19 protein-coding genes are annotated in these 18252 nt (G+C 42.8%); 8 read left to right on the top strand and 11 right to left on the bottom strand.

The annotated features are described in order from the left end of the window. Nucleotides 1-8: 8 nt before the first annotated feature. Nucleotides 9-671, bottom strand: coding sequence for an NAD-dependent epimerase/dehydratase family protein (locus VR862_RS03935; RefSeq protein ID WP_324719660.1), 663 nt, complete (start codon nucleotides 669-671; stop codon nucleotides 9-11). Between the two features lie 152 nt (nucleotides 672-823). Here VR862_RS03935 and dinB point away from each other — a divergent pair, with 152 nt between their 5' ends. After that, nucleotides 824-1921, top strand: coding sequence for a DNA polymerase IV (dinB, locus tag VR862_RS03930; protein WP_324719659.1), 1098 nt, complete (start codon nucleotides 824-826; stop codon nucleotides 1919-1921). A 191-nt stretch (nucleotides 1922-2112) separates the two neighbouring features. Here the strand turns inward: dinB and pyk are convergent, their stop codons facing one another. The 5 genes from pyk to VR862_RS03905 form a co-directional block, all read right to left on the bottom strand. Continuing rightward, a complete protein-coding gene (gene pyk, locus VR862_RS03925) occupies nucleotides 2113-3543 on the bottom strand; it encodes a pyruvate kinase (RefSeq protein WP_324719658.1) in 1431 nt (476 codons plus the stop codon). Beyond that, a complete protein-coding gene (locus VR862_RS03920) occupies nucleotides 3544-4032 on the bottom strand; it encodes an IPExxxVDY family protein (RefSeq protein ID WP_324719657.1) in 489 nt (162 codons plus the stop codon). Between the two features lie 108 nt (nucleotides 4033-4140). Next, the gene (gene rnc / locus VR862_RS03915) at nucleotides 4141-4878 is read right to left on the bottom strand and encodes a ribonuclease III (RefSeq protein WP_324719656.1); all 738 of its coding nucleotides are present in this window, start codon (nucleotides 4876-4878) and stop codon (nucleotides 4141-4143) included. A gap of 7 nt (nucleotides 4879-4885) precedes the next feature. Continuing rightward, the gene (gene fabF, locus VR862_RS03910) at nucleotides 4886-6139 is read right to left on the bottom strand and encodes a beta-ketoacyl-ACP synthase II (RefSeq protein WP_324719655.1); all 1254 of its coding nucleotides are present in this window, start codon (nucleotides 6137-6139) and stop codon (nucleotides 4886-4888) included. Between the two features lie 17 nt (nucleotides 6140-6156). Further along, the gene (locus VR862_RS03905) at nucleotides 6157-6393 is read right to left on the bottom strand and encodes an acyl carrier protein (RefSeq protein WP_013069791.1); all 237 of its coding nucleotides are present in this window, start codon (nucleotides 6391-6393) and stop codon (nucleotides 6157-6159) included. 148 nt (nucleotides 6394-6541) lie between these two features. Here VR862_RS03905 and purN point away from each other — a divergent pair, with 148 nt between their 5' ends. The 5 genes from purN to VR862_RS03880 all read left to right on the top strand — a co-directional run bounded on the left by purN (nucleotide 6542) and on the right by VR862_RS03880 (nucleotide 11565). Then, complete coding sequence (gene purN, locus VR862_RS03900; RefSeq protein ID WP_324719654.1) at nucleotides 6542-7144, top strand: phosphoribosylglycinamide formyltransferase; 603 nt, start codon at nucleotides 6542-6544, stop codon at nucleotides 7142-7144. Next, a complete protein-coding gene (rnhA, locus tag VR862_RS03895) occupies nucleotides 7137-7619 on the top strand; it encodes a ribonuclease HI (RefSeq protein WP_324719653.1) in 483 nt (160 codons plus the stop codon). Before purN ends, rnhA begins: the two co-directional genes overlap by 8 nt. Nucleotides 7620-7676: 57 nt before the next feature. Then, the gene (locus VR862_RS03890; RefSeq protein WP_324719652.1) at nucleotides 7677-8600 is read left to right on the top strand and encodes a PfkB family carbohydrate kinase; all 924 of its coding nucleotides are present in this window, start codon (nucleotides 7677-7679) and stop codon (nucleotides 8598-8600) included. A gap of 62 nt (nucleotides 8601-8662) precedes the next feature. Further along, nucleotides 8663-10561 carry an amidophosphoribosyltransferase gene (locus VR862_RS03885; protein WP_324719651.1) on the top strand — a complete coding sequence of 633 codons (1899 nt, stop codon included), beginning with the start codon at nucleotides 8663-8665 and terminating at the stop codon, nucleotides 10559-10561. Nucleotides 10562-10890: 329 nt separating this feature from the next. Further along, the gene (locus VR862_RS03880; RefSeq protein ID WP_324719650.1) at nucleotides 10891-11565 is read left to right on the top strand and encodes a DUF2490 domain-containing protein; all 675 of its coding nucleotides are present in this window, start codon (nucleotides 10891-10893) and stop codon (nucleotides 11563-11565) included. Between the two features lie 59 nt (nucleotides 11566-11624). Here VR862_RS03880 and VR862_RS03875 read toward each other — a convergent pair whose 3' ends face one another. The 5 genes from VR862_RS03875 to mce are packed head-to-tail and all read right to left on the bottom strand — an operon-like array spanning nucleotide 11625 to nucleotide 15731. Further along, nucleotides 11625-12878, bottom strand: coding sequence for a sodium ion-translocating decarboxylase subunit beta (locus tag VR862_RS03875; protein ID WP_324719649.1), 1254 nt, complete (start codon nucleotides 12876-12878; stop codon nucleotides 11625-11627). A 46-nt stretch (nucleotides 12879-12924) separates the two neighbouring features. After that, nucleotides 12925-13353 carry a biotin/lipoyl-containing protein gene (locus tag VR862_RS03870; protein WP_324719648.1) on the bottom strand — a complete coding sequence of 143 codons (429 nt, stop codon included), beginning with the start codon at nucleotides 13351-13353 and terminating at the stop codon, nucleotides 12925-12927. A 10-nt stretch (nucleotides 13354-13363) separates the two neighbouring features. Beyond that, entirely contained in the window at nucleotides 13364-13735 is a 372-nt protein-coding gene (locus VR862_RS03865) for an OadG family protein (protein WP_324719647.1), read from the bottom strand. A 10-nt stretch (nucleotides 13736-13745) separates the two neighbouring features. After that, nucleotides 13746-15305 (bottom strand): acyl-CoA carboxylase subunit beta, encoded by a 1560-nt coding sequence (locus tag VR862_RS03860; protein WP_324719646.1) that lies wholly within the window; start codon nucleotides 15303-15305, stop codon nucleotides 13746-13748. 12 nt (nucleotides 15306-15317) lie between these two features. Beyond that, on the bottom strand, nucleotides 15318-15731 hold the full coding sequence (gene mce, locus VR862_RS03855; protein WP_324719645.1) for a methylmalonyl-CoA epimerase: 414 nt from the start codon (nucleotides 15729-15731) through the stop codon (nucleotides 15318-15320). An 808-nt stretch (nucleotides 15732-16539) separates the two neighbouring features. Between mce and VR862_RS03850 the strand changes: the two genes are divergently transcribed. After that, nucleotides 16540-17928 carry a methylmalonyl-CoA mutase subunit beta gene (locus VR862_RS03850; RefSeq protein WP_324719644.1) on the top strand — a complete coding sequence of 463 codons (1389 nt, stop codon included), beginning with the start codon at nucleotides 16540-16542 and terminating at the stop codon, nucleotides 17926-17928. Between the two features lie 4 nt (nucleotides 17929-17932). After that, nucleotides 17933-18252 (top strand): methylmalonyl-CoA mutase family protein (locus tag VR862_RS03845; protein WP_324719643.1); only part of this gene is annotated, 320 nt, incomplete at its 3' end.

Genomic DNA, 18252 nt, shown 5'->3' with positions numbered 1-18252 from the left:
TCTTGTCTTTAACGGTAGCTGGTAGCAATTTCCCTGATCTCATCTGATTCTATTCGGATAACCGAATATTTGTTATTAGCCAGATAGACCATAGCATCGGCAATCACACCTGCATGAATACTCCTGTACTTCTTTAACGGCCCCACCAGCAAATGGTTCCCAACACTCATCACCTTTTTCCATGCAGCTTCAAAAGGCCGTTTTTCCTCTCTTCTCCCGGCAATGAGCGATGGCTGAAGAATATAGGTCTCGGGAATTCCCAGCGCCAGCACATCCCGCTCCATTTCTCCTTTGGTTCGATTGTAAAAGAATTTACTGTTGACATGGGCTCCTAAGGCCGAAATGACCAAAAACCGGCCAATATTGTTCTCTTTGGCCAGCTTTGCAGCTGTAACTGGAATTCCGTAATCGATCTTGTGATAAGTTTCATCATCAGGCGTTTTGGCCTGGGTAGTTCCAATGCAACAGTGTACTTCATCGGCCTGAAAATCTTCAGCATACTTTTCAAGCTCAAACAGATCAATTAAATGTTCTTCGATTTTCTCATTTTTGAGACCTATAGCAGAACGGGAAAACAGTTTGATCTTTTTATACCGGACATCTTTTAAAAGCCTGTTGAGCAGCTCTCCGCCGGTAAGTCCTGTTGCGCCGAGTATGATCGCGGTTTTCATAGCTTTAGTTTTTTATGAAGGTAGAAGATTTCTGCTTCAAATCAAAGGTGGACCAAAAATGGCAATTCAGCATTAAATTTTTTCTCCGGAAGTAAACAACTGCGGAAAGTCTTCAGCAAAGATGAAGCTGAAGTTTCACTAATTTTATAGCGATGGAGGAGACAAAACAGCGAAAGATCATTCACGTAGACATGGACGCTTTCTATGCCTCTGTGGAACAGCTGGACAATCCTGAACTTCGAGGGAAACCTATCGCCGTGGGCGGCAGCTCCCAACGCGGAGTAGTAGCGGCCGCAAGTTACGAAGCCAGAAAATTTGGCGTAAGAAGTGCCATGAGCAGTGTATTGGCAAAACGCAATTGTCCCGATCTTATCTTTGTCAATTCGAGGTTTGACCGCTACCGGGAACTTTCAGACCGCATTCGAAGTATCTTTTTTGAGTATACAGACCTGGTGGAGCCTTTGTCCCTTGATGAAGCTTACCTCGACGTCACCGACAATAAAAAGGGCAACCCCAGTGCATCGCTCATCGCACAGGAAATTCGCCAGAAGATCAAAGAAAAGACCGGTCTCAACGCTTCCGCAGGAATTTCTATCAACAAGTTCATTGCAAAAGTGGCCAGCGACATCAATAAACCTAATGGCCAAAAAACTGTCCCCCCCGAAGAAGTGGAATCTTTTCTGGAAGAGCTAGAGATCAGGAAATTTTATGGTGTGGGCAAAGTAACTGCCGAAAAGATGTACCGGCTGGGCATTTTTACCGGAAAGGACCTGAAAAGCAAATCCCTTGATTTTTTAAATGAAAATTTCGGCAAGAGCGGGGAGTTTTATTTTCAGGTGGTACGGGGAATACACAACAGTGAAGTAAAGCCTTCCCGGATTAGAAAATCTTTGGGTGCAGAGCGCACTTTTGAGGAAAACATTTCTTCAGAGATCTTCATGCTGGAACGACTTCAGAACATTTCCGAAGAAATTGAACGCCGGCTTACCAAAAGCAAAGTGGCAGGTAAAACCATTACCTTAAAGATCAAGTACAGCGACTTTACGCTTCAAACCAGGAGCAAAACCCTCTCCTATTACATCTCTTCAAAGGATCTCATCCTGGAAACTGCAAAAGAACTGCTGTACCAGGAAAAGATGAAAGAATCGGTGAGGCTCCTGGGAATTTCCCTTTCAAATCTCAACACAGACAAGGAAGAAAGGCAGGAAGAGAAAAAGGAGATTGCGGTGCAGTTGAAGTTTGATTTTTAAATATGATCGCTCTGCTATTAGAGTCAAGAGCCAAGAATCAAGAGTCAGGACCAGTTTAAAATAAGATGTTGCGGGTTGCGGGTTGCGGGTCAACACGTTGCAGGTGGCAAATTCAGAAAAAGAAAAAGCCACAAAGAGCTTGTCCCTGTGGCTTTTTTATTATCTCAGAACTCAAGTCTAAGATCTGATATCTACTCAATTTCAGAAATACGTAGCGTGTTCACCATTCCTTTATTGGTGATAGGCATTGCCGCCAGGTTGATCGTAAAATCACCTTTTTCTACGAATTTATATTCTGTAGCGATCCTGTTGATATCATCGATGGTTTCGTCTGTACTCACCATCTTATCGTAATAAAACGCTCTCACTCCCCAAAGCAGACTTAATTGATTAAGGATCCTTTTGTTGGAGGTGAAGACGAGAATATTTGACTCCGGTCTCCAGGCAGAGATCTGGAAAGCGGTATAACCACTATTGGTAAGGGTGCAAATGGCCTGCGCTTTGATCTCGTTAGCCATGTGAGCTGCGTGATAACAGATGGATTTGGTGATGTATCTTTTTGTACGCACATGTGGTGGTTCATGCGGAACCTTTATGAGCGGAGAGTTTTCCACGCTAAGAATGATTTGGCTCATCTTCTCGATAACCTGCACCGGATAATTACCTACCGAAGTTTCCCCACTAAGCATCACAGCATCGGCTCCGTCCATAACAGAGTTTGCCACATCATTCACTTCTGCTCTTGTTGGAGTAAGACTGGTAATCATGGTTTCCATCATTTGAGTTGCAATGATCACCGGAATTCTCGCTTTTTTCGCTTTAAGCACTAATTGCTTCTGAATAAGCGGAACTTCCTGCGCCGGGATCTCAACTCCAAGGTCCCCACGTGCTACCATGAGTCCGTCACAATAAGCAACGATCTTATCAATATTGTCAACTCCTTCCGGTTTTTCGATCTTGGCAATGATAGGGATCTTATGATCTGTGTGTTCCTTTATTAGATTCTGAAGCTCTATAAGGTCATCACTGTTTCTCACGAACGAAAGAGCGATCCAGTCAACATCCTGCTTCACCGCAAAGATCGCATCCTGCACATCTTTTTCGGTAAGCGCCGGAAGGGAGATCTTTGTATTGGGAAGATTTACCCCTTTTTTTGATCTTAAAGGACCTCCCTGGATTACTTTTGCCAAAACCTCATCTTTTTTATTGGTGCTTACCACTTCAAAAATGAGCTTACCATCATCCAGAAGAATTCTTTCTCCTGCCTTGACATCTTGAGGAAACTGGTCGTAATTCATGTAAACCCTGGAAGAAGTTCCTTCGAACTCCTCTCCTGTAGCAAAAGTTATCTCATCCCCTTTGCTCACTACAACCTCTTCCTTCATTTTCCCAACCCGCAGCTTTGGGCCTTGAAGGTCGGCAAGAATTGCGGTAGTATAATTGTGTTCCTCGTTTAGTTCTCTAATTAGATCTATCCTTTGCTTTACATCCTCATAGTTGGCATGGGAGAAATTGATACGAAACACGTTTACACCTGCCTGCATCATATCTCTTAGAACGTCTTTAGAACTTGTGGCCGGGCCAAGAGTGGCCACTATTTTGGTCTTTTTCGTATTCGGCATTTATTCAAAAATTAAATTTTCTTTTGATTTTACTCGATCCAGATCGATCGCATAGGCAGTAGATACCTGTGGGATCTCCATGATCCTGGCAGTGAGCATCTTTTCGGATACCGCATCCAGTTCATCTTCGATCTTCACTAAGTAGTCTACCTGCTTAAATTCCGGTAATAAAAATGATTTTTTGACAGCCAGTTGTTCTCCAAAAAAAAGAGAATCTCCACCCGAACCCGACATTCCTTCCTCCCGGGCAACGTTGCTCACCAGGTGATAGGTGCAATATTTTTGCAGATCTTCAAAATAAAAATGGGCAAAAAACGCATTTTCTGAACCCTTGTGTAGATCTATGTCTTTTGGTGTTCTGGCCAGCTTTAGGTTTAAATGCTTGTTCAACAGGTAAGCCAGTTTATACTCTTCAACCGAAGAATGTATAGCAAAAAGCTTATAGGGCTGTTCAAAAACTTCATCTAAGACCAGTTTATGCGCCGGCATATATTTCTAAATCGAAGGTTAAAGGTACAGATTGTACCGCAGAAAATCGTAATTTTGGGCTATATTTTCAGAATATGTTACGAAAACGTTGTAGTTTCTGCTATATTCTTAAGAAGGTACTATTTTATTCTGCAGGGCGTAGTAGGCTCTTTTGGAAGCTTTTTCTTCAGCCTTTTTCTTAGAGGTAGCGCGGGCCTTCGCTACAACTCTGTCTTCAATTCTAAGTTTTACGGCAAAATGTTTAAGTTCATCTTTACCCGTATCTTCATAGATCTCATAATTGAAGTCTTTCTTCTCTTTTTGGCACCATTCGATCAATAAGCCTTTATAACTTATCACAGTGCCTTCAAGTTGCTCAATATCAACATAAGGATCGATCACCCGCTCATAAATGAACTTTTTGACATACCTGTACCCGCGATCAAGATAAATAGCACCAATAAGTGCCTCAAAGAGATTGCCGTGAATATTTGTGCCAAACTGCTCGGTAGGAATATTGGTTTGGATGTGCTTTATCAAATCCAGATCCTTCCCAAGTTCATTAAGGTGCTTTCGACTTACGATCTTTGAGCGCATTTTGGTTAAGTAACCTTCATTGCCCCCGGGAACTTCATTGAATAAATGGGAGGCGATCACTGCGCTTAGCATAGCATCCCCAAGAAATTCCATTCTTTCAAAGTTAATGGCATTTCCTTCGGAATCTTTTTGATTAAGAGACCTGTGGGTAAAGGCTTTTTTATAGTGGGAAATGTTCCTGGGTTTGAAGCCCATGATCTTTGTTAACTCCACAAAAAAATTCCCGCCTCTGGAGGAGCGGGAATTTAATATGTTTCTAATAACACTCATGGATGTTTTATTCGTCCAGCTTTTTGAAGAGTACGCAGGCATTATGCCCTCCAAAACCAAAGGTGTTGCTCATTGCAACTTTCACGTCACGCTTCTGCGCCTCATTGAGGGTAAGATTAAGCTGCGGATCAATATTTTCATCGGCTACTTTATGGTTGATAGTAGGCGGCACCACTCCATGCTTCATGGCAAGTATGGAAGCAATGGCTTCTACCGCCCCGGCTGCACCCAGCAGGTGACCGGTCATGGATTTTGTGGAGTTGATGTTTATATTCTTTGCATGCTCACCAAACACTTTTTTAATGGCCTTGAGTTCGGCCACGTCACCAAGAGGGGTAGATGTTCCGTGGGTATTGATATGGTCTACATCTTCAGGCTTAAGTCCTGCATTCTTAAGGCAGTTCTCCATTACAGCGACAACTCCAATCCCTTCGGGATGTGGTGCGGTCATGTGATGCGCATCAGAAGATAATCCGCCGCCAAGAACTTCAGCATAGATCTTTGCTCCCCTGGCTTTAGCATGCTCATATTCCTCAAGGATAAGAGCACCTGAACCTTCTCCCAAAACAAATCCGTCACGTGTTGCATCAAAAGGTCTTGACGCAGTTTCGGGGCTTTCATTTCTGGTTGAAAGGGCATGCATGGCATTAAATCCACCCATACCTGCAGGAGCAACGGCTGCTTCGGAACCTCCTGTGACAATTACATCACTATGCCCTAACCTAATGTAGTTAAGAGCATCAATAAGTGCATTTGCCGCAGATGCACAAGCCGAAACCGTAGTATAGTTAGGGCCCATGAATCCATGTTTTATGGAAATGTTTCCGGGAGCAATATCCGCGATCATTTTTGGAATAAAGAAAGGGTTGAACCGTGGGGTTCCGTCACCTTTTCCGTATGCTAAAACCTCATCCTGAAAAGTCTCAAGACCTCCAATCCCGGCACCCCAGATGACTCCAACTCGAAGTTTATCAATGGTGTCAAGATCGAGCTCCGAATCCTTGATAGCCTCATCTGAAGCTACCAAAGCATACTGAGCGAACTTATCAAGTTTCCTGGCTTCTTTGCGATCAAAATAGTCTTCAACTTTGAAGTTCTTGATCTCGCAAGCGAATTTAGTTTTGAATTTCTCGGTATCGAAATAAGTAATGGGTGCCGACCCGCTTTTTCCATTTACCAACCCTTCCCAATATTCTTCAATATTGTTACCAATTGGGGTAAGGGCACCTAATCCAGTGACTACAACTCGCTTTAACTCCATAAGGATATGTTACTTTTTTATTTCTTTGCGTCTTCAATATAAGAGATTGCCTGACCAACAGTAGCAATATTTTCTGCCTGATCGTCTGGGATCTGGATATCGAATTCTTTCTCGAACTCCATGATCAACTCTACAGTGTCTAATGAATCAGCGCCCAAGTCGTTGGTGAAGCTAGCTTCGTTTACTACTTCGTTCTCGTCAACTCCTAATTTGTCAACGATAATCGCTTTTACTCTTGATGCAATGTCTGACATAACTTGTATTTTTAATTTTAAATTAAGTGGCAAAAATAAAAAACTTTATTTTAAAACCTGTTTTTACTTTAAAAATGTGAATGTAAATTAATCAATTTCCAGCTAAAGCCAGTATTTTTACCTGCTAATAATTGTTAAGACCTATCTCTTGCCAACCAGCCAAAATTCAGAAAAAAAGAATATTGTGATCTTTGCCTCGGGCAATGGTTCCAATGCCGAAAATATCATTAAATACTTCCGGAATACCGGCTCTGCCAGGGTGATGGCTGTTTTTTCGAACAACCGTACCGCAAAGGTATTGCGCAGGGCTCATGATCTGGATGTAAAGGCACTGCATTTTGACCGGGAAGCGCTGTACGACAGTGATGATGTTCTTCACCTGCTGAAGGATATGAAACCCGATCTTATCGTCCTCGCCGGATTTTTATGGATATTCCCAAAAAAGATCCTCAAATGCTTTCCTAACAAGGTAATCAATATACATCCCGCCCTCCTGCCAAAGTACGGCGGAAAAGGCATGTATGGCATGAACGTCCATAAAGCAATTTTAGAGCAGAAAGAAATCAAGACAGGCATAAGTATTCATTTTGTAAATGATAAATATGACGAGGGAGAGCTTATCTTTCAGGCTACCACAGAAATTGAGCCCGGGGATAAAGTTGAGGATATTGCAGCTAAGGTCCATGAACTGGAATATGAACATTTTCCGAAGGTGATCGAAAAACTGTTATTCGCTTCAGAAGATGCATAGGCCACAAGTACATATATATACAGACGGTGCTGCCAGAGGAAACCCGGGACCGGGAGGATATGGAATTGTGATGGAGTGGGTAGGTAAACCATACTTCAAGGAATTTTCCAAAGGCTATAAACACACCACCAATAACCGCATGGAGCTGCTGGCAGTTATAGAAGCTTTAAAAAAGCTAAAAAACCCCGACACCACTGCGACAGTCTTTACAGATTCCAAATATGTTGCCGATGCAGTCGAAAAAGGCTGGGTCTTCAACTGGGAAAAAAAAGGTTTTAAAGATCGAAAGAATGTAGACCTGTGGATCGAATTCCTTAAAGAATACCGCAAGCACAAAGTGAAGTTCAAATGGATCAAAGGTCATAATGAGCATCCACAAAATGAACGCTGTGACCGTCTTGCCGTAGAGGCCTCGAAAGGGAATAAACTTTTGATCGATACAGGATTTGAAGACGACTCAAAAAGCCTTTTTTGAGTATTAAAGCTTGAAAAACAAAACCGTATATTTGCACCTCATTTTTAAAGAACACCAATGAACAAATTATTAATAGTGGGTACGGTGGCATTTGATGCAATTGAGACCCCTTTTGGTAAAACAGACAAAATTCTTGGCGGTGCGGCTACATATATAGGTCTCTCTGCTTCACAATTCGACATTAAGAGTGCAATTGTTTCGGTAGTAGGGGAAGATTTTCCGCAGGAATACCTGGACCTTTTGAGGGACAGAAATATTGATCTTACCGGGACCGAGATTGTAAAAGGAGGAAAAACTTTCTTCTGGAGTGGGAAATACCATAATGACCTCAATTCCCGGGACACCCTGGATACCCAGCTTAATGTACTGGCCGATTTTAAGCCGGTGGTGCCAGAGGAATTTAAATCCCCCGATGTTGTGATGCTGGGAAATCTTCACCCTCTTGTTCAATTGAGTGTACTGGAACAAATTGAAAGACCAAAGCTTGTTGTCCTCGACACCATGAACTTTTGGATGGATAATACCTGGGAAGACCTTATGAAGGTAATTGCCAAAGTTGATGCTCTTACGATCAATGATGAGGAGGCTAGACAGCTCACAGGAGAATATTCTCTTGTAAGAGCAGCCCGAAAGATCTCTGAAATGGGACCAAAATATGTAGTGATCAAAAAAGGGGAACATGGGGCCTTGTTGTTCCATGAAGAGCAAATTTTCTTTGCCCCGGCTTTGCCACTTGAAGAGGTCTTTGATCCCACAGGGGCAGGCGATACTTTTGCCGGTGGATTTACTGGATACTTAGCACACACGGGCGATATATCTTTCAAAAACATGAAGAATGCAGTGATCTTTGGATCCAACCTGGCTTCCTTCTGCGTTGAGAAGTTTGGGACCGAAAGAATGCAGGAATTGACAAAAGAAGATGTGCATCATCGCCTGGAGGAATTTAAAGCACTAACACAGTTTCAAATTAACCTTACTTAATTCTACGCCCTGTAATTTCAGGGCTTTTTTTGTGACTAAAACCGGGTCAAATAACAACAAATATGAGTGACGCTTTAAAACACGAATGTGGAATTGCCCAGCTGCGATTACTTAAGCCCTTGGAATACTACAAGGAAAAGTACGGCACGGCATTTTATGGGGTAAACAAGATGTACCTGATGATGGAGAAGCAGCATAACCGGGGGCAGGATGGTGCCGGCTTCGCAAGCATAAAGCTCAACACTCAGCCGGGCGATCGCTACATAAGCCGTATCCGTTCGAATGCTGCCCAACCTATTCAGGATATATTTGCGCAGATCAATGACCGCATTAATGAGGAGATCAAGCAGCACCCGGAGTATGCCGATGATGTTGCCCTTCAAAAGAAGCACATTCCTTACCTGGGTGAGTTATTTCTGGGTCATGTTCGCTACGGTACCTTTGGGAAGAACAGCGTGGAAAGTGTACACCCTTTTCTTAGGCAGAACAACTGGATGCACAGAAATCTTATTGTTGCCGGAAACTTCAACATGACCAACGTACACCAGCTTTTCAATAATCTGGTAGAGTTAGGCCAGCATCCGAAAGAAAAGGCCGATACAGTGACTGTAATGGAAAAGATAGGTCACTTTCTGGATGATGAGGTGAGGAAACTTTATAAAAAACTAAAGCACGAAGGCTATTCGAAAGTGGAGGCTTCTCCTTTGATCGCCGAGCAACTCAAGGTCAGTAAGATCCTGAAGAAATCGGCCAAGAACTGGGATGGAGGCTATGCCATGGCCGGACTTCTGGGTCACGGAGATTCTTTTGTGCTAAGGGATCCTGCCGGAATACGACCTGCTTATTACTATAAAGATGATGAAATCGTGGTAGTAGCTTCTGAAAGGCCTGTGATCCAGACTGTTTTTAACGTGGAGTTTGACAAGGTGGAGGAGTTACCACCGGGACATGCGATTATCACGAAGAAGAATGGGGAAGTCCGCATAAAAAAGATCCTGGAGCCTTTGGAAAGAAAGGCCTGTTCTTTTGAGCGCATTTATTTTTCCCGCGGAAGTGATGCCGAGATCTACAACGAGCGCAAAATGCTTGGAAAACTTTTGATGCCCGAAGTGCTTAAAGCCATAGATCACGATACAGTCAATACCGTCTTTTCCTTTATTCCGAATACTGCTGAAACCTCTTTCTACGGAATGGTGGAGGCAGCCCAGGACGAATTGAACAGGCAAAAGAACGATACGATCCTTGCTGAGAAAGAGACCCTGACAGATGAACGCCTGCAGGAGATCCTCGCCCACCGCTTAAGAACAGAAAAGATAGCCATCAAGGATGCCAAGCTTAGAACCTTCATCACCGAAGACAGCAGCAGGGATGATCTTGTCGCGCATGTCTATGATGTGACCTACGGAGTGGTTAGGCCGGAAGATAACCTTGTGATCATTGATGACAGTATTGTGCGGGGAACGACGCTCAAGAAGAGTATTCTTAAGATGATGGACCGCACCAATCCAAAGAAGATCATAGTTGTATCCTCTGCACCACAAATTCGCTATCCCGACTGTTATGGTATAGATATGGCCAGGCTTGAGAACCTTGTAGCCTTTCAGGCTGCGCTGGAGCTACTTAAGGAGAGCAACAAGTATCATATAGTTGATGAGGTATATGAGAAATGTCGCAAGCAGGTAGACCTTGACGACAGGGAAGTACAGAATTTCGTCAAAGAGATTTATGCTCCCTTTACAGATGAACAGATCTCGGACAAGATTGCAGAACTGCTGAGTGATGAAAGCATAAAAGCTGAAGTGAAGATCATCTTTCAATCGGTCAAAAACCTTCACAAGGCTTGTCCTAAAAACCTTGGAGACTGGTATTTTACAGGGGACTACCCCACCTTTGGAGGAAACCGGGTAGTCAATCGTGCTTTTATCAATTTCTACGAAGGAAGTCTGGAAAGAGCCTACTAAGTTGATCTATTTTCTCACGTCCTTAAAAGAGCTTGTGTAGTTTGGCTAAAATATTTGCTTTTCATCTAAAAAGATCTGAAAGACACAGAATAATATCTACTTTTACAAAGCCATAACATAAGTAGGTTAAGTTCATGGTAGATTTGGGGCAAAAAAGGTGGAGCTTTCCACCTTTTTTATTTTATATAGGTTCCATCTTTTTTCTCCTCACAAAAATCCAATTTTCTCCCGATAAGCCCTCCAAAAAAAGGCCTTTTTGGAAGGTAATTAGAAGCCAAATCTTTTTCAGTTGATACGGTTATTCCTTAACTTAAAGGGAAATTACTGCCATGTCAAAAAGGGCATTTTTACTACTGTTCCTGTTCTACAGTTCCTTTTTTTCAGCACAAAATCCCAGGGAATTTACAGGTAGCTGGACAGAAGTTGTCGGGCAACATAAATTATCTGAAAAGTGGTGCCTTGGAACCACAGCTATTTCGCAGCACTACCGGGTTTATGATGATCTTCAGTTCATACTTCTACGCACAGGCGTGGCCTATCGGTTTACAGATAATGCACTGGTATCTATTGGCTACGATTATTTCTATTCGGAGTCGTATTCAGAAGATAGGTCTCAGTTCCAACACAGAGCATGGCAAGAGCTTAATCTTAGCAGCAGATATTCCGGCTTGGGAATTTCTCACCGTTACCGCTTCGAGTCTATTTGGACAAGAAAGGAACCTCAATACGATCTCTCTCACAGGATTCGATACCGGCTCAAGGTAGAACATCCACTTTCCGGGAATTTCTATCTCTCTGCCTTTAATGAGATCTTTATAAATACGGGGACACCTTATTTTAACCAGGACAGAGTTGCCCTCGCCCTGGGTTACCATCTAAACCCAAACCTCCGGCTGGAACTCGGATATTTAAAACTACATTTTGATCGTGCTCATTATGACAGGCTAAGACTGGCCATGTTTTTCAAAACAGACCTTTTAGAAGGTAACAGGAATCAACCTTGATGAATAAAAAAAGTCCCGGCTCAAAGTCCGGGACCTTTTCAAAAATTTTAATCCCTGTTTTACATTAAGAAACTTATCATGATACCTGCTGCAACGGCAGATCCTATTACGCCACTTACATTTGGCGCCATGGCATGCATAAGCAGGTGATTGGAACGGTCGCTCTTGATCCCTTCCTGCTGAACTACCCGTGCACTATCGGGCACTGCAGATACACCCGCAGCACCAATAAGCGGATTGATCTTGTTCTTTTCACTTAGGAAGAGGTTCATTACTTTGGCAAAAATTAGTCCCCCGGCAGTGGCTATGATAAATGAGACTGCCCCCAGAGCGAAGATCTTAATGGAGCTTGCGGTAAGGAAAACGCTGGCCTGGGTGGAAGCTCCCACAGTAACACCCAGTAAAATGGTCACGATATCGATCATTTTTGTCCTGGCAGTTTCAGCCAACCGCTCGGTTACTCCGCTCTCTTTGAGAATATTTCCGAAGAAAAGCATTCCCAGAAGTGGAATGGCAGAAGGAGAAATAAAGGTGGTAAGCAACAGCCCAATGATTGGAAAAAGGATCTTTTCCGTCCGGGAAACCGCCCTTGGAGGTTTCATCCTTATCAACCTCTCCTTTTTTGAGATGAGCAATTTCATTATTGGAGGCTGAATTACAGGTACAAGAGCCATATAGGAATATGCGGCAATCGCGATACTGCCTATGAGTTGCGGCGCCAATTTTGCTGAAGCAAAGATCGCTGTTGGACCATCTGCCCCACCAATGATGGAAATAGCTCCGGCTTCATGTATCTCAAAACCCAGGGCTACAGCTCCTATAAAGGTTCCAAAAACCCCTACCTGTGCCGCAGCTCCCAGCAACATCAACCGGGGATTTGAAATAAGGGAGGAAAAGTCGGTCATAGCTCCTATTCCAAGAAATATCAATGGAGGATATATCCCCTGGGTAACACCAAAATACAAGTAGTTAAGCACAGAGCCCGATTCATAGATACCTACCCCTGCACCTGCTGGAAAAGGGATATTGCCTAAAAGGATACCAGTTCCAATTGGAATTAGTAGTAGGGGTTCATAGTGAAACCTGATAGCCAGAAATATGAAAAACAATCCTACAGCTATCATTATGAAGTTTCCAAAAGTAGCGTTGGAAAAGCCGGTATAATCCCAGAAGTGAAGGAGGCCCTCTACAAGGCTTCCTGTTTCTTCCGGAATTTCAAAAACGAGATTTTGGGCCATTAATTCCCCTCCAAAAAGAATGGGAATAAGGTAGAGTAGCCCGAGTATAGCTATGGTGGTGAGTAATTTTTTCACGATTCACATTTTTAAATTGGGGGAGTGTGTTTAGAACAAATTATTCTTATTCTATTACGAGCAAAAGATCATTTTGCAGTACTGCATCCCCTTCTTTGACCCTGATTTCCTTTATAACTCCGGCCTGATCTGCCAGCACTTCATTTTCCATTTTCATGGCTTCCAGGATGAGCAGGGAATCACCCTTCTCTACAGTATCACCTACCTTTACCTTTAGTTTGAAGATGCTGCCGGGTAAAGGTGCTTCTACAGGAAAACCTCCGGCTGATACTTTTCTTTCTATACGGCCTTCTCCAGGTTGCCGCACCACACTCTCCCGCACAAGTTTGGGGGTCTTAGCCGCTTTTTTTCGCTCCTGGTGTATTTCCACCACGTATTCTGTTCCGTTGACATGGATGACTGCCTGTTCGTCTTCAAACTCCTTCAGGTCAACCGCATATTTATTTCCGTTGATGGTAAAATTGAATTTTTTCATGTCTTTATCTTTACCTCGGGTTATTGTTTACTCCGTATATTTTTGAGTTCCAGGGAGAATAGGTACGGGCAACCCTTTTTATTGTGATGATCCCACTCTCCTCATCATGCTGCTCCTTTAAATAAAGGGTGATAGCCATTCCAATGGCGGCACTTATTTCGCCGGAGAGATATTTCTCCTCTTCCAGGTTCCCGTTGTTCCTGGCTTTAGCTCTTTCCTTCACCTCCCTAAATTTTTGTCTCAAGCCCAGGTTCAGGATCTTTGGCATATTCTTAAAACAGAACATGAGTAAAAGCAGAGCAATAAATACCACACTATAGCCGACTCCTGTAATGATCCAGATCTGCGACCAGTCAACATTTAATATTGTTGTTTCGTCCATGATTATTTTCTTAAAGAGGGATATTGTTGTGCTTCTTGGGAGGATTGGTCACTTTCTTGGTTTGTAGGGTTTGAAGTCCCCTAATCACCCTGAACCTTGTGTTTCGCGGTTCAATGACATCATCTATATAGCCATAAGCTGCAGCCTCGTAAGGATTTGCAAATTTTTTCCTGTACTCCTGCTCTTTCTCTTCTTTGTATTTTAATCTTTCTTCCGGGTCGGCAATTCCGCTCATTGTCCTTCCTTCAAGCACTTCTATAGCTCCCGCGGCACCCATTACTGCAATCTCTGCCGATGGCCATGCGTAGTTAAGATCTCCCCGCAGCTGTTTACAGCTCATCACATCGTGCGCTCCTCCGTACGATTTTCTCAGGGTTATAGTGATCTTGGGAACAGTAGCTTCTCCATAGGCGAACATTAACTTTGCCCCGTGGATAATGATCCCTGCGTATTCCTGGCCGCTGCCGGGCAAAAATCCGGGAACATCTACCAGGGTAAGGATCGGGATATTGAAAGCATCACAGAATCGTACAAACCTGGCTGCCTTTCTGGAAGCATCACTATCTAAGACGCCTGCCAGAAAGTTGGGTTGATTTGCTACAATACCAACGGACTGGCCATCCATCCTGGCAAAACCTACAATGATATTTTTGGCGTAGTTTCTATGCACCTCTAGAAATTCCCCTTCGTCGACTATACTGTAGATCACCTCCTGCATGTCGTATGGCTGATTGGGATTATCGGGAATGATTGTGTTTAGAAAATCATCCCGCCTGTCAATTGGGTCGCTATTATTAAAGAGAGGAGCTTCTTCCAGGTTGTTCTGTGGCAGATAAGAAAGCAACTTTCTTATAAGAAGCAGACCATTTTCTTCGGAAGATACCTTGAAATGTGAAACACCCGATTTTGATGCGTGCACGTTCGCTCCCCCGAGATTGTTGACCGATATATCTTCACCGGTGACTGTTTTTACCACTTTTGGCCCGGTAACGAACATATAGCTGTTCTCCTCGGTCATCATGACAAAGTCTGTTAGCGCAGGTGAGTAAACAGCTCCTCCGGCACAGGGTCCAAAAATGGCAGAAATCTGAGGTATTAATCCGGAAGCCAGTATGTTTCGCTCAAAGATCTCTGCATAACCCGCCAGGGAAGTTACCCCTTCCTGGATACGGGCTCCCCCACTGTCGTTGATTCCTATAAGAGGAGCTCCGGCTTTCATGGCCATGTCCATTACCTTACAGATCTTTTGAGCAAAAGTTTCAGAAAGGGAACCTCCAAAAACCGTGAAATCCTGAGAGAAGACATAGACCACCCGGCCATCAATAGTACCATGACCGGTAACCACTCCATCCCCGAGCACCTTATTTTTCTGCATTCCGAAGTTGGAACACCTGTGGGTGACAAACATGTCAAATTCCTCAAAACTTCCGTCATCCAGAAGGATGTCGATACGTTCCCGGGCAGTAAGTTTTCCTTTTTGGTGTTGAGCATCTATCCGCTCCTGTCCTCCTCCCAACCGGGCTAATTCCCGTTTTTGGATCAGTTCATTTACTTTATCCTGACTAGTCATTACTTAATTATTTTAGTTCTCCTTTGGTTGTTCACAGAGCTCGGTAAGTACTCCAAATGTCGATTTAGGGTGCAGGAAGGCAATGTTAAGACCCTCTGCTCCCTTTCGCGGAGCCTTATCTATTAACTGCACATCCTTCTTTTCCAGTTCGTTCAATCTCTCCTGTATCCCATTCACCGCAAATGCGATGTGATGAACTCCAGGCCCTTTCTTTTCTATAAATTTCCCGATGGGACCATCGGGCTCTGTAGATTCGAGTAATTCAATTTTGGTCTGTCCTACTTTGAAGAAGGCAGTCTTCACTTTTTGTTCCTTCACCTCTTCTACAGCATAGCATTTCAAGCCGAAGGTCTTTTCATAAAATGGAATTGCTTCCTCAAGGTCTTTCACGGCAATGCCGATATGTTCTATATGCGTTGGCTCCATAATCAATTGATTGGTTAAAAATTATTTTCAGTTTAGAGCAAAAAAAAATCGCACTCCGGCGATTTTGTAAATTCATTTATGTAAAAAGTTGTTCTTGGTTGATTATCCCGTTTTCAGGAATAAAAAAAATGATACTTGAGATAAGCATCTTCAAAAAAAGGAGCAGCGCAATTCTTAAATTCTGGAAGAAAAAACGCAACCGAAAACGGTCCAAAATATGCCTCTCCAGGAGTATCATTTCAGGGGTCTCTTAAGTCCCTATAAAGATAACGAAACTTTAACTTCTGAGGTCGAAAACTGAGAGCATATTTTTTAGAAAATAACGCAAACGTTGTAGTAATAACAAGGCCTACCAAAGGGTCCGAATTAATATTAGCAACCTCCTTCCGGCGAGAACGATTTCTTAAAAAGATGCGAAATATCATCCTTTTTTGAGCCCCAAATCAGCAAAGTATTGAGTAAATTTACAGGAGAGTTTTCTACCGGAATTTCCGAAGAAAAATTCCGCAGGGAATAAGCATTTTTCAGCAGAGATTTCACCATTAGAACCCGGTAAAAACTTTCCAAATAAGATTTAGGTTGTGAGCTTTTTGTTCTACTTCATCAAAGATCTAAAGCAGGCTATCCTCTCATGCAGCCCAAACCGACTTTTGAGAATCATTTGCCCTCCTGAAATTAGCAGGAGAAAAGACCTTCTTTTTCAAAAAACAATATTTCTTATGCCCGAAAAAGGGCATTTTCAACACAGGTTACAAACCAATGTAATCTCTAACGTAGCTATACCAATACTTTCATTAAAACCAATCCAATGAAGGAATCACTATTCAAAGAATTTCCTGAAGTCTCAGCCGAAGACTGGAAGTTAAGGATCCAAAAGGACCTAAGAGGGGAAGATTATGAACGGAATCTCATTTTTAAGACCCTGGATGAAATTTCAATACAACCTTTCTACACCGCCAAAGATGTAAGGGAGAATAAAGAATTGCCACCTCCCGGATCCTGGAGTATATCTGAAAGGATCCTGGTTGACTCTGCCGCAACAGGCAACCGGCAAATAAAGGAAGCTTTGGAAAAAGGCGCAGAAAGCCTATGGCTTTTCCTCTCTTCTAAAGATGTTGATTTAAATGTTCTTTTTGAAGGGGTTGAACTTAAGGATGTTCAGGTTTTCTTCAATCTCAAATTTCTTTCTGAAGAATTTATAGATAAAATGAATGCCTCTCTAAAAGGTCAAAAAGGAGACTTCTTCCTGCAGATAGATCCTATTAGACAGTTGACCAAAGAAGGAAACTTCTTCTTTAACCAAAAAAAGGATTTTGAGATCTTAAAATCTATAAAAAGCAGAGCTAAGGGATTTATCTCATCAGTAAGTGTGGATGTATCGCTTTACCAAAATGCAGGTGCTAATATTCCCCAGCAGTTAGGGTATGCTTTGGCCCATCTGGATGAATATCTCCACTACTTGTCTCAAAAAGGGGAAAATCTGGAAGAATTGCAGCCACAGTTCATTTTGGCCACCGGCAGTAATTACTTCCTGGAAATAGCAAAAATAAGAGCGCTTAGGCAGCTTTTCAACAGCCTTGCTCAAACTTATTCCATAAAGCAGCCTTGCTTTATTCTGGCATCACCTGGCACGAGAAATAAGACAATATATGACTACAACGTCAACCTCCTTCGCACCACGACAGAATGTATGAGTGCAGTCCTGGGAGGTGTAGATGCTGTTACCAATCTTTCTTACGACTTTCTTTTTAGGAAGGAGAGTGACTTTGGCCGCCGCATTTCGCGCAACCAACTCCTTATTTTGAAACACGAAGCTTACTTTAATAAGGTGTCGAATCCTGCAGACGGCTCATATTATATAGAAAGCCTTACTTCTCAATTTATTGACGCTGCCCTGAAGATCTTTGAAGAGATCAAGACCAAAGGAGGATTTTTAAAGCATTTAGAAAATGGTGAGATCCAAAGAAGGATTGAGAAGAGTGCAGCAAGAGAACAGGAATTATTTGATAAGGGGGATTTGATCCTTATCGGGACAAATAAATATTTGAACTCCCAGGAAAAAATGCACAATATCCTGGAGTTTGATCCTTTTGAAAATCCTGCCAGTAAAGATACACTCATCACTCCTATTCCAGGGAGAAGACTTAGTGCAGCCAAGGAACAGGAAAGATTAAAGAAAGAATCAATTGAAAGCTAAGATCATGGAAAGAAAATCACTTCAAAATAGGACACTTTTGGAACCCGAAAAAGCCAACGATCAGACTGTGGCTCCAAATAATCTCAAGGACCTCTCTAAAGAAACGGGTAGAAAGACGTATTCAAAAAAGGATCTGGAGAACCTGGAACACCTCAATTTCGCTGCCGGAATACCTCCTTTTTTGAGAGGACCGTACAGTACCATGTATGTGATGCGGCCATGGACTATCCGCCAGTACGCCGGCTTCTCCACTGCCGAAGAAAGCAACGCCTTCTACCGAAGAAATCTCGCTGCAGGCCAAAAAGGTCTTTCTGTAGCTTTTGA

The sequence above is a fragment of the Salinimicrobium aquimaris genome, assembly GCF_035607535.1.
GTDB lineage: Bacteria > Bacteroidota > Bacteroidia > Flavobacteriales > Flavobacteriaceae > Salinimicrobium.
The sequence above is the reverse complement of the archived record's forward strand: the minus strand, read 5'-3'. Positions and strand labels throughout refer to the sequence as shown.

Excerpts from the sequence above, each read along its gene's own strand:
- mce (WP_324719645.1), bottom strand. The coding sequence starts at position 15,731 with ATGGAGCCAACGCATATAGAACATATCGGCATTGCCGTGAAAGACCTT.
- VR862_RS03890 (WP_324719652.1), top strand. The coding sequence starts at position 7,677 with ATGAACAAATTATTAATAGTGGGTACGGTGGCATTTGATGCAATTGAG.
- VR862_RS03850 (WP_324719644.1), top strand. The coding sequence starts at position 16,540 with ATGAAGGAATCACTATTCAAAGAATTTCCTGAAGTCTCAGCCGAAGAC.
- VR862_RS03905 (WP_013069791.1), bottom strand. The coding sequence starts at position 6,393 with ATGTCAGACATTGCATCAAGAGTAAAAGCGATTATCGTTGACAAATTA.
- VR862_RS03885 (WP_324719651.1), top strand. The coding sequence starts at position 8,663 with ATGAGTGACGCTTTAAAACACGAATGTGGAATTGCCCAGCTGCGATTA.
- dinB (WP_324719659.1), top strand. The coding sequence starts at position 824 with ATGGAGGAGACAAAACAGCGAAAGATCATTCACGTAGACATGGACGCT.
- VR862_RS03920 (WP_324719657.1), bottom strand. The coding sequence starts at position 4,032 with ATGCCGGCGCATAAACTGGTCTTAGATGAAGTTTTTGAACAGCCCTAT.
- VR862_RS03865 (WP_324719647.1), bottom strand. The coding sequence starts at position 13,735 with ATGGACGAAACAACAATATTAAATGTTGACTGGTCGCAGATCTGGATC.
- pyk (WP_324719658.1), bottom strand. The coding sequence starts at position 3,543 with ATGCCGAATACGAAAAAGACCAAAATAGTGGCCACTCTTGGCCCGGCC.
- VR862_RS03880 (WP_324719650.1), top strand. The coding sequence starts at position 10,891 with ATGTCAAAAAGGGCATTTTTACTACTGTTCCTGTTCTACAGTTCCTTT.
- VR862_RS03860 (WP_324719646.1), bottom strand. The coding sequence starts at position 15,305 with ATGACTAGTCAGGATAAAGTAAATGAACTGATCCAAAAACGGGAATTA.
- VR862_RS03870 (WP_324719648.1), bottom strand. The coding sequence starts at position 13,353 with ATGAAAAAATTCAATTTTACCATCAACGGAAATAAATATGCGGTTGAC.
- rnc (WP_324719656.1), bottom strand. The coding sequence starts at position 4,878 with ATGAGTGTTATTAGAAACATATTAAATTCCCGCTCCTCCAGAGGCGGG.
- VR862_RS03935 (WP_324719660.1), bottom strand. The coding sequence starts at position 671 with ATGAAAACCGCGATCATACTCGGCGCAACAGGACTTACCGGCGGAGAG.
- rnhA (WP_324719653.1), top strand. The coding sequence starts at position 7,137 with ATGCATAGGCCACAAGTACATATATATACAGACGGTGCTGCCAGAGGA.
- fabF (WP_324719655.1), bottom strand. The coding sequence starts at position 6,139 with ATGGAGTTAAAGCGAGTTGTAGTCACTGGATTAGGTGCCCTTACCCCA.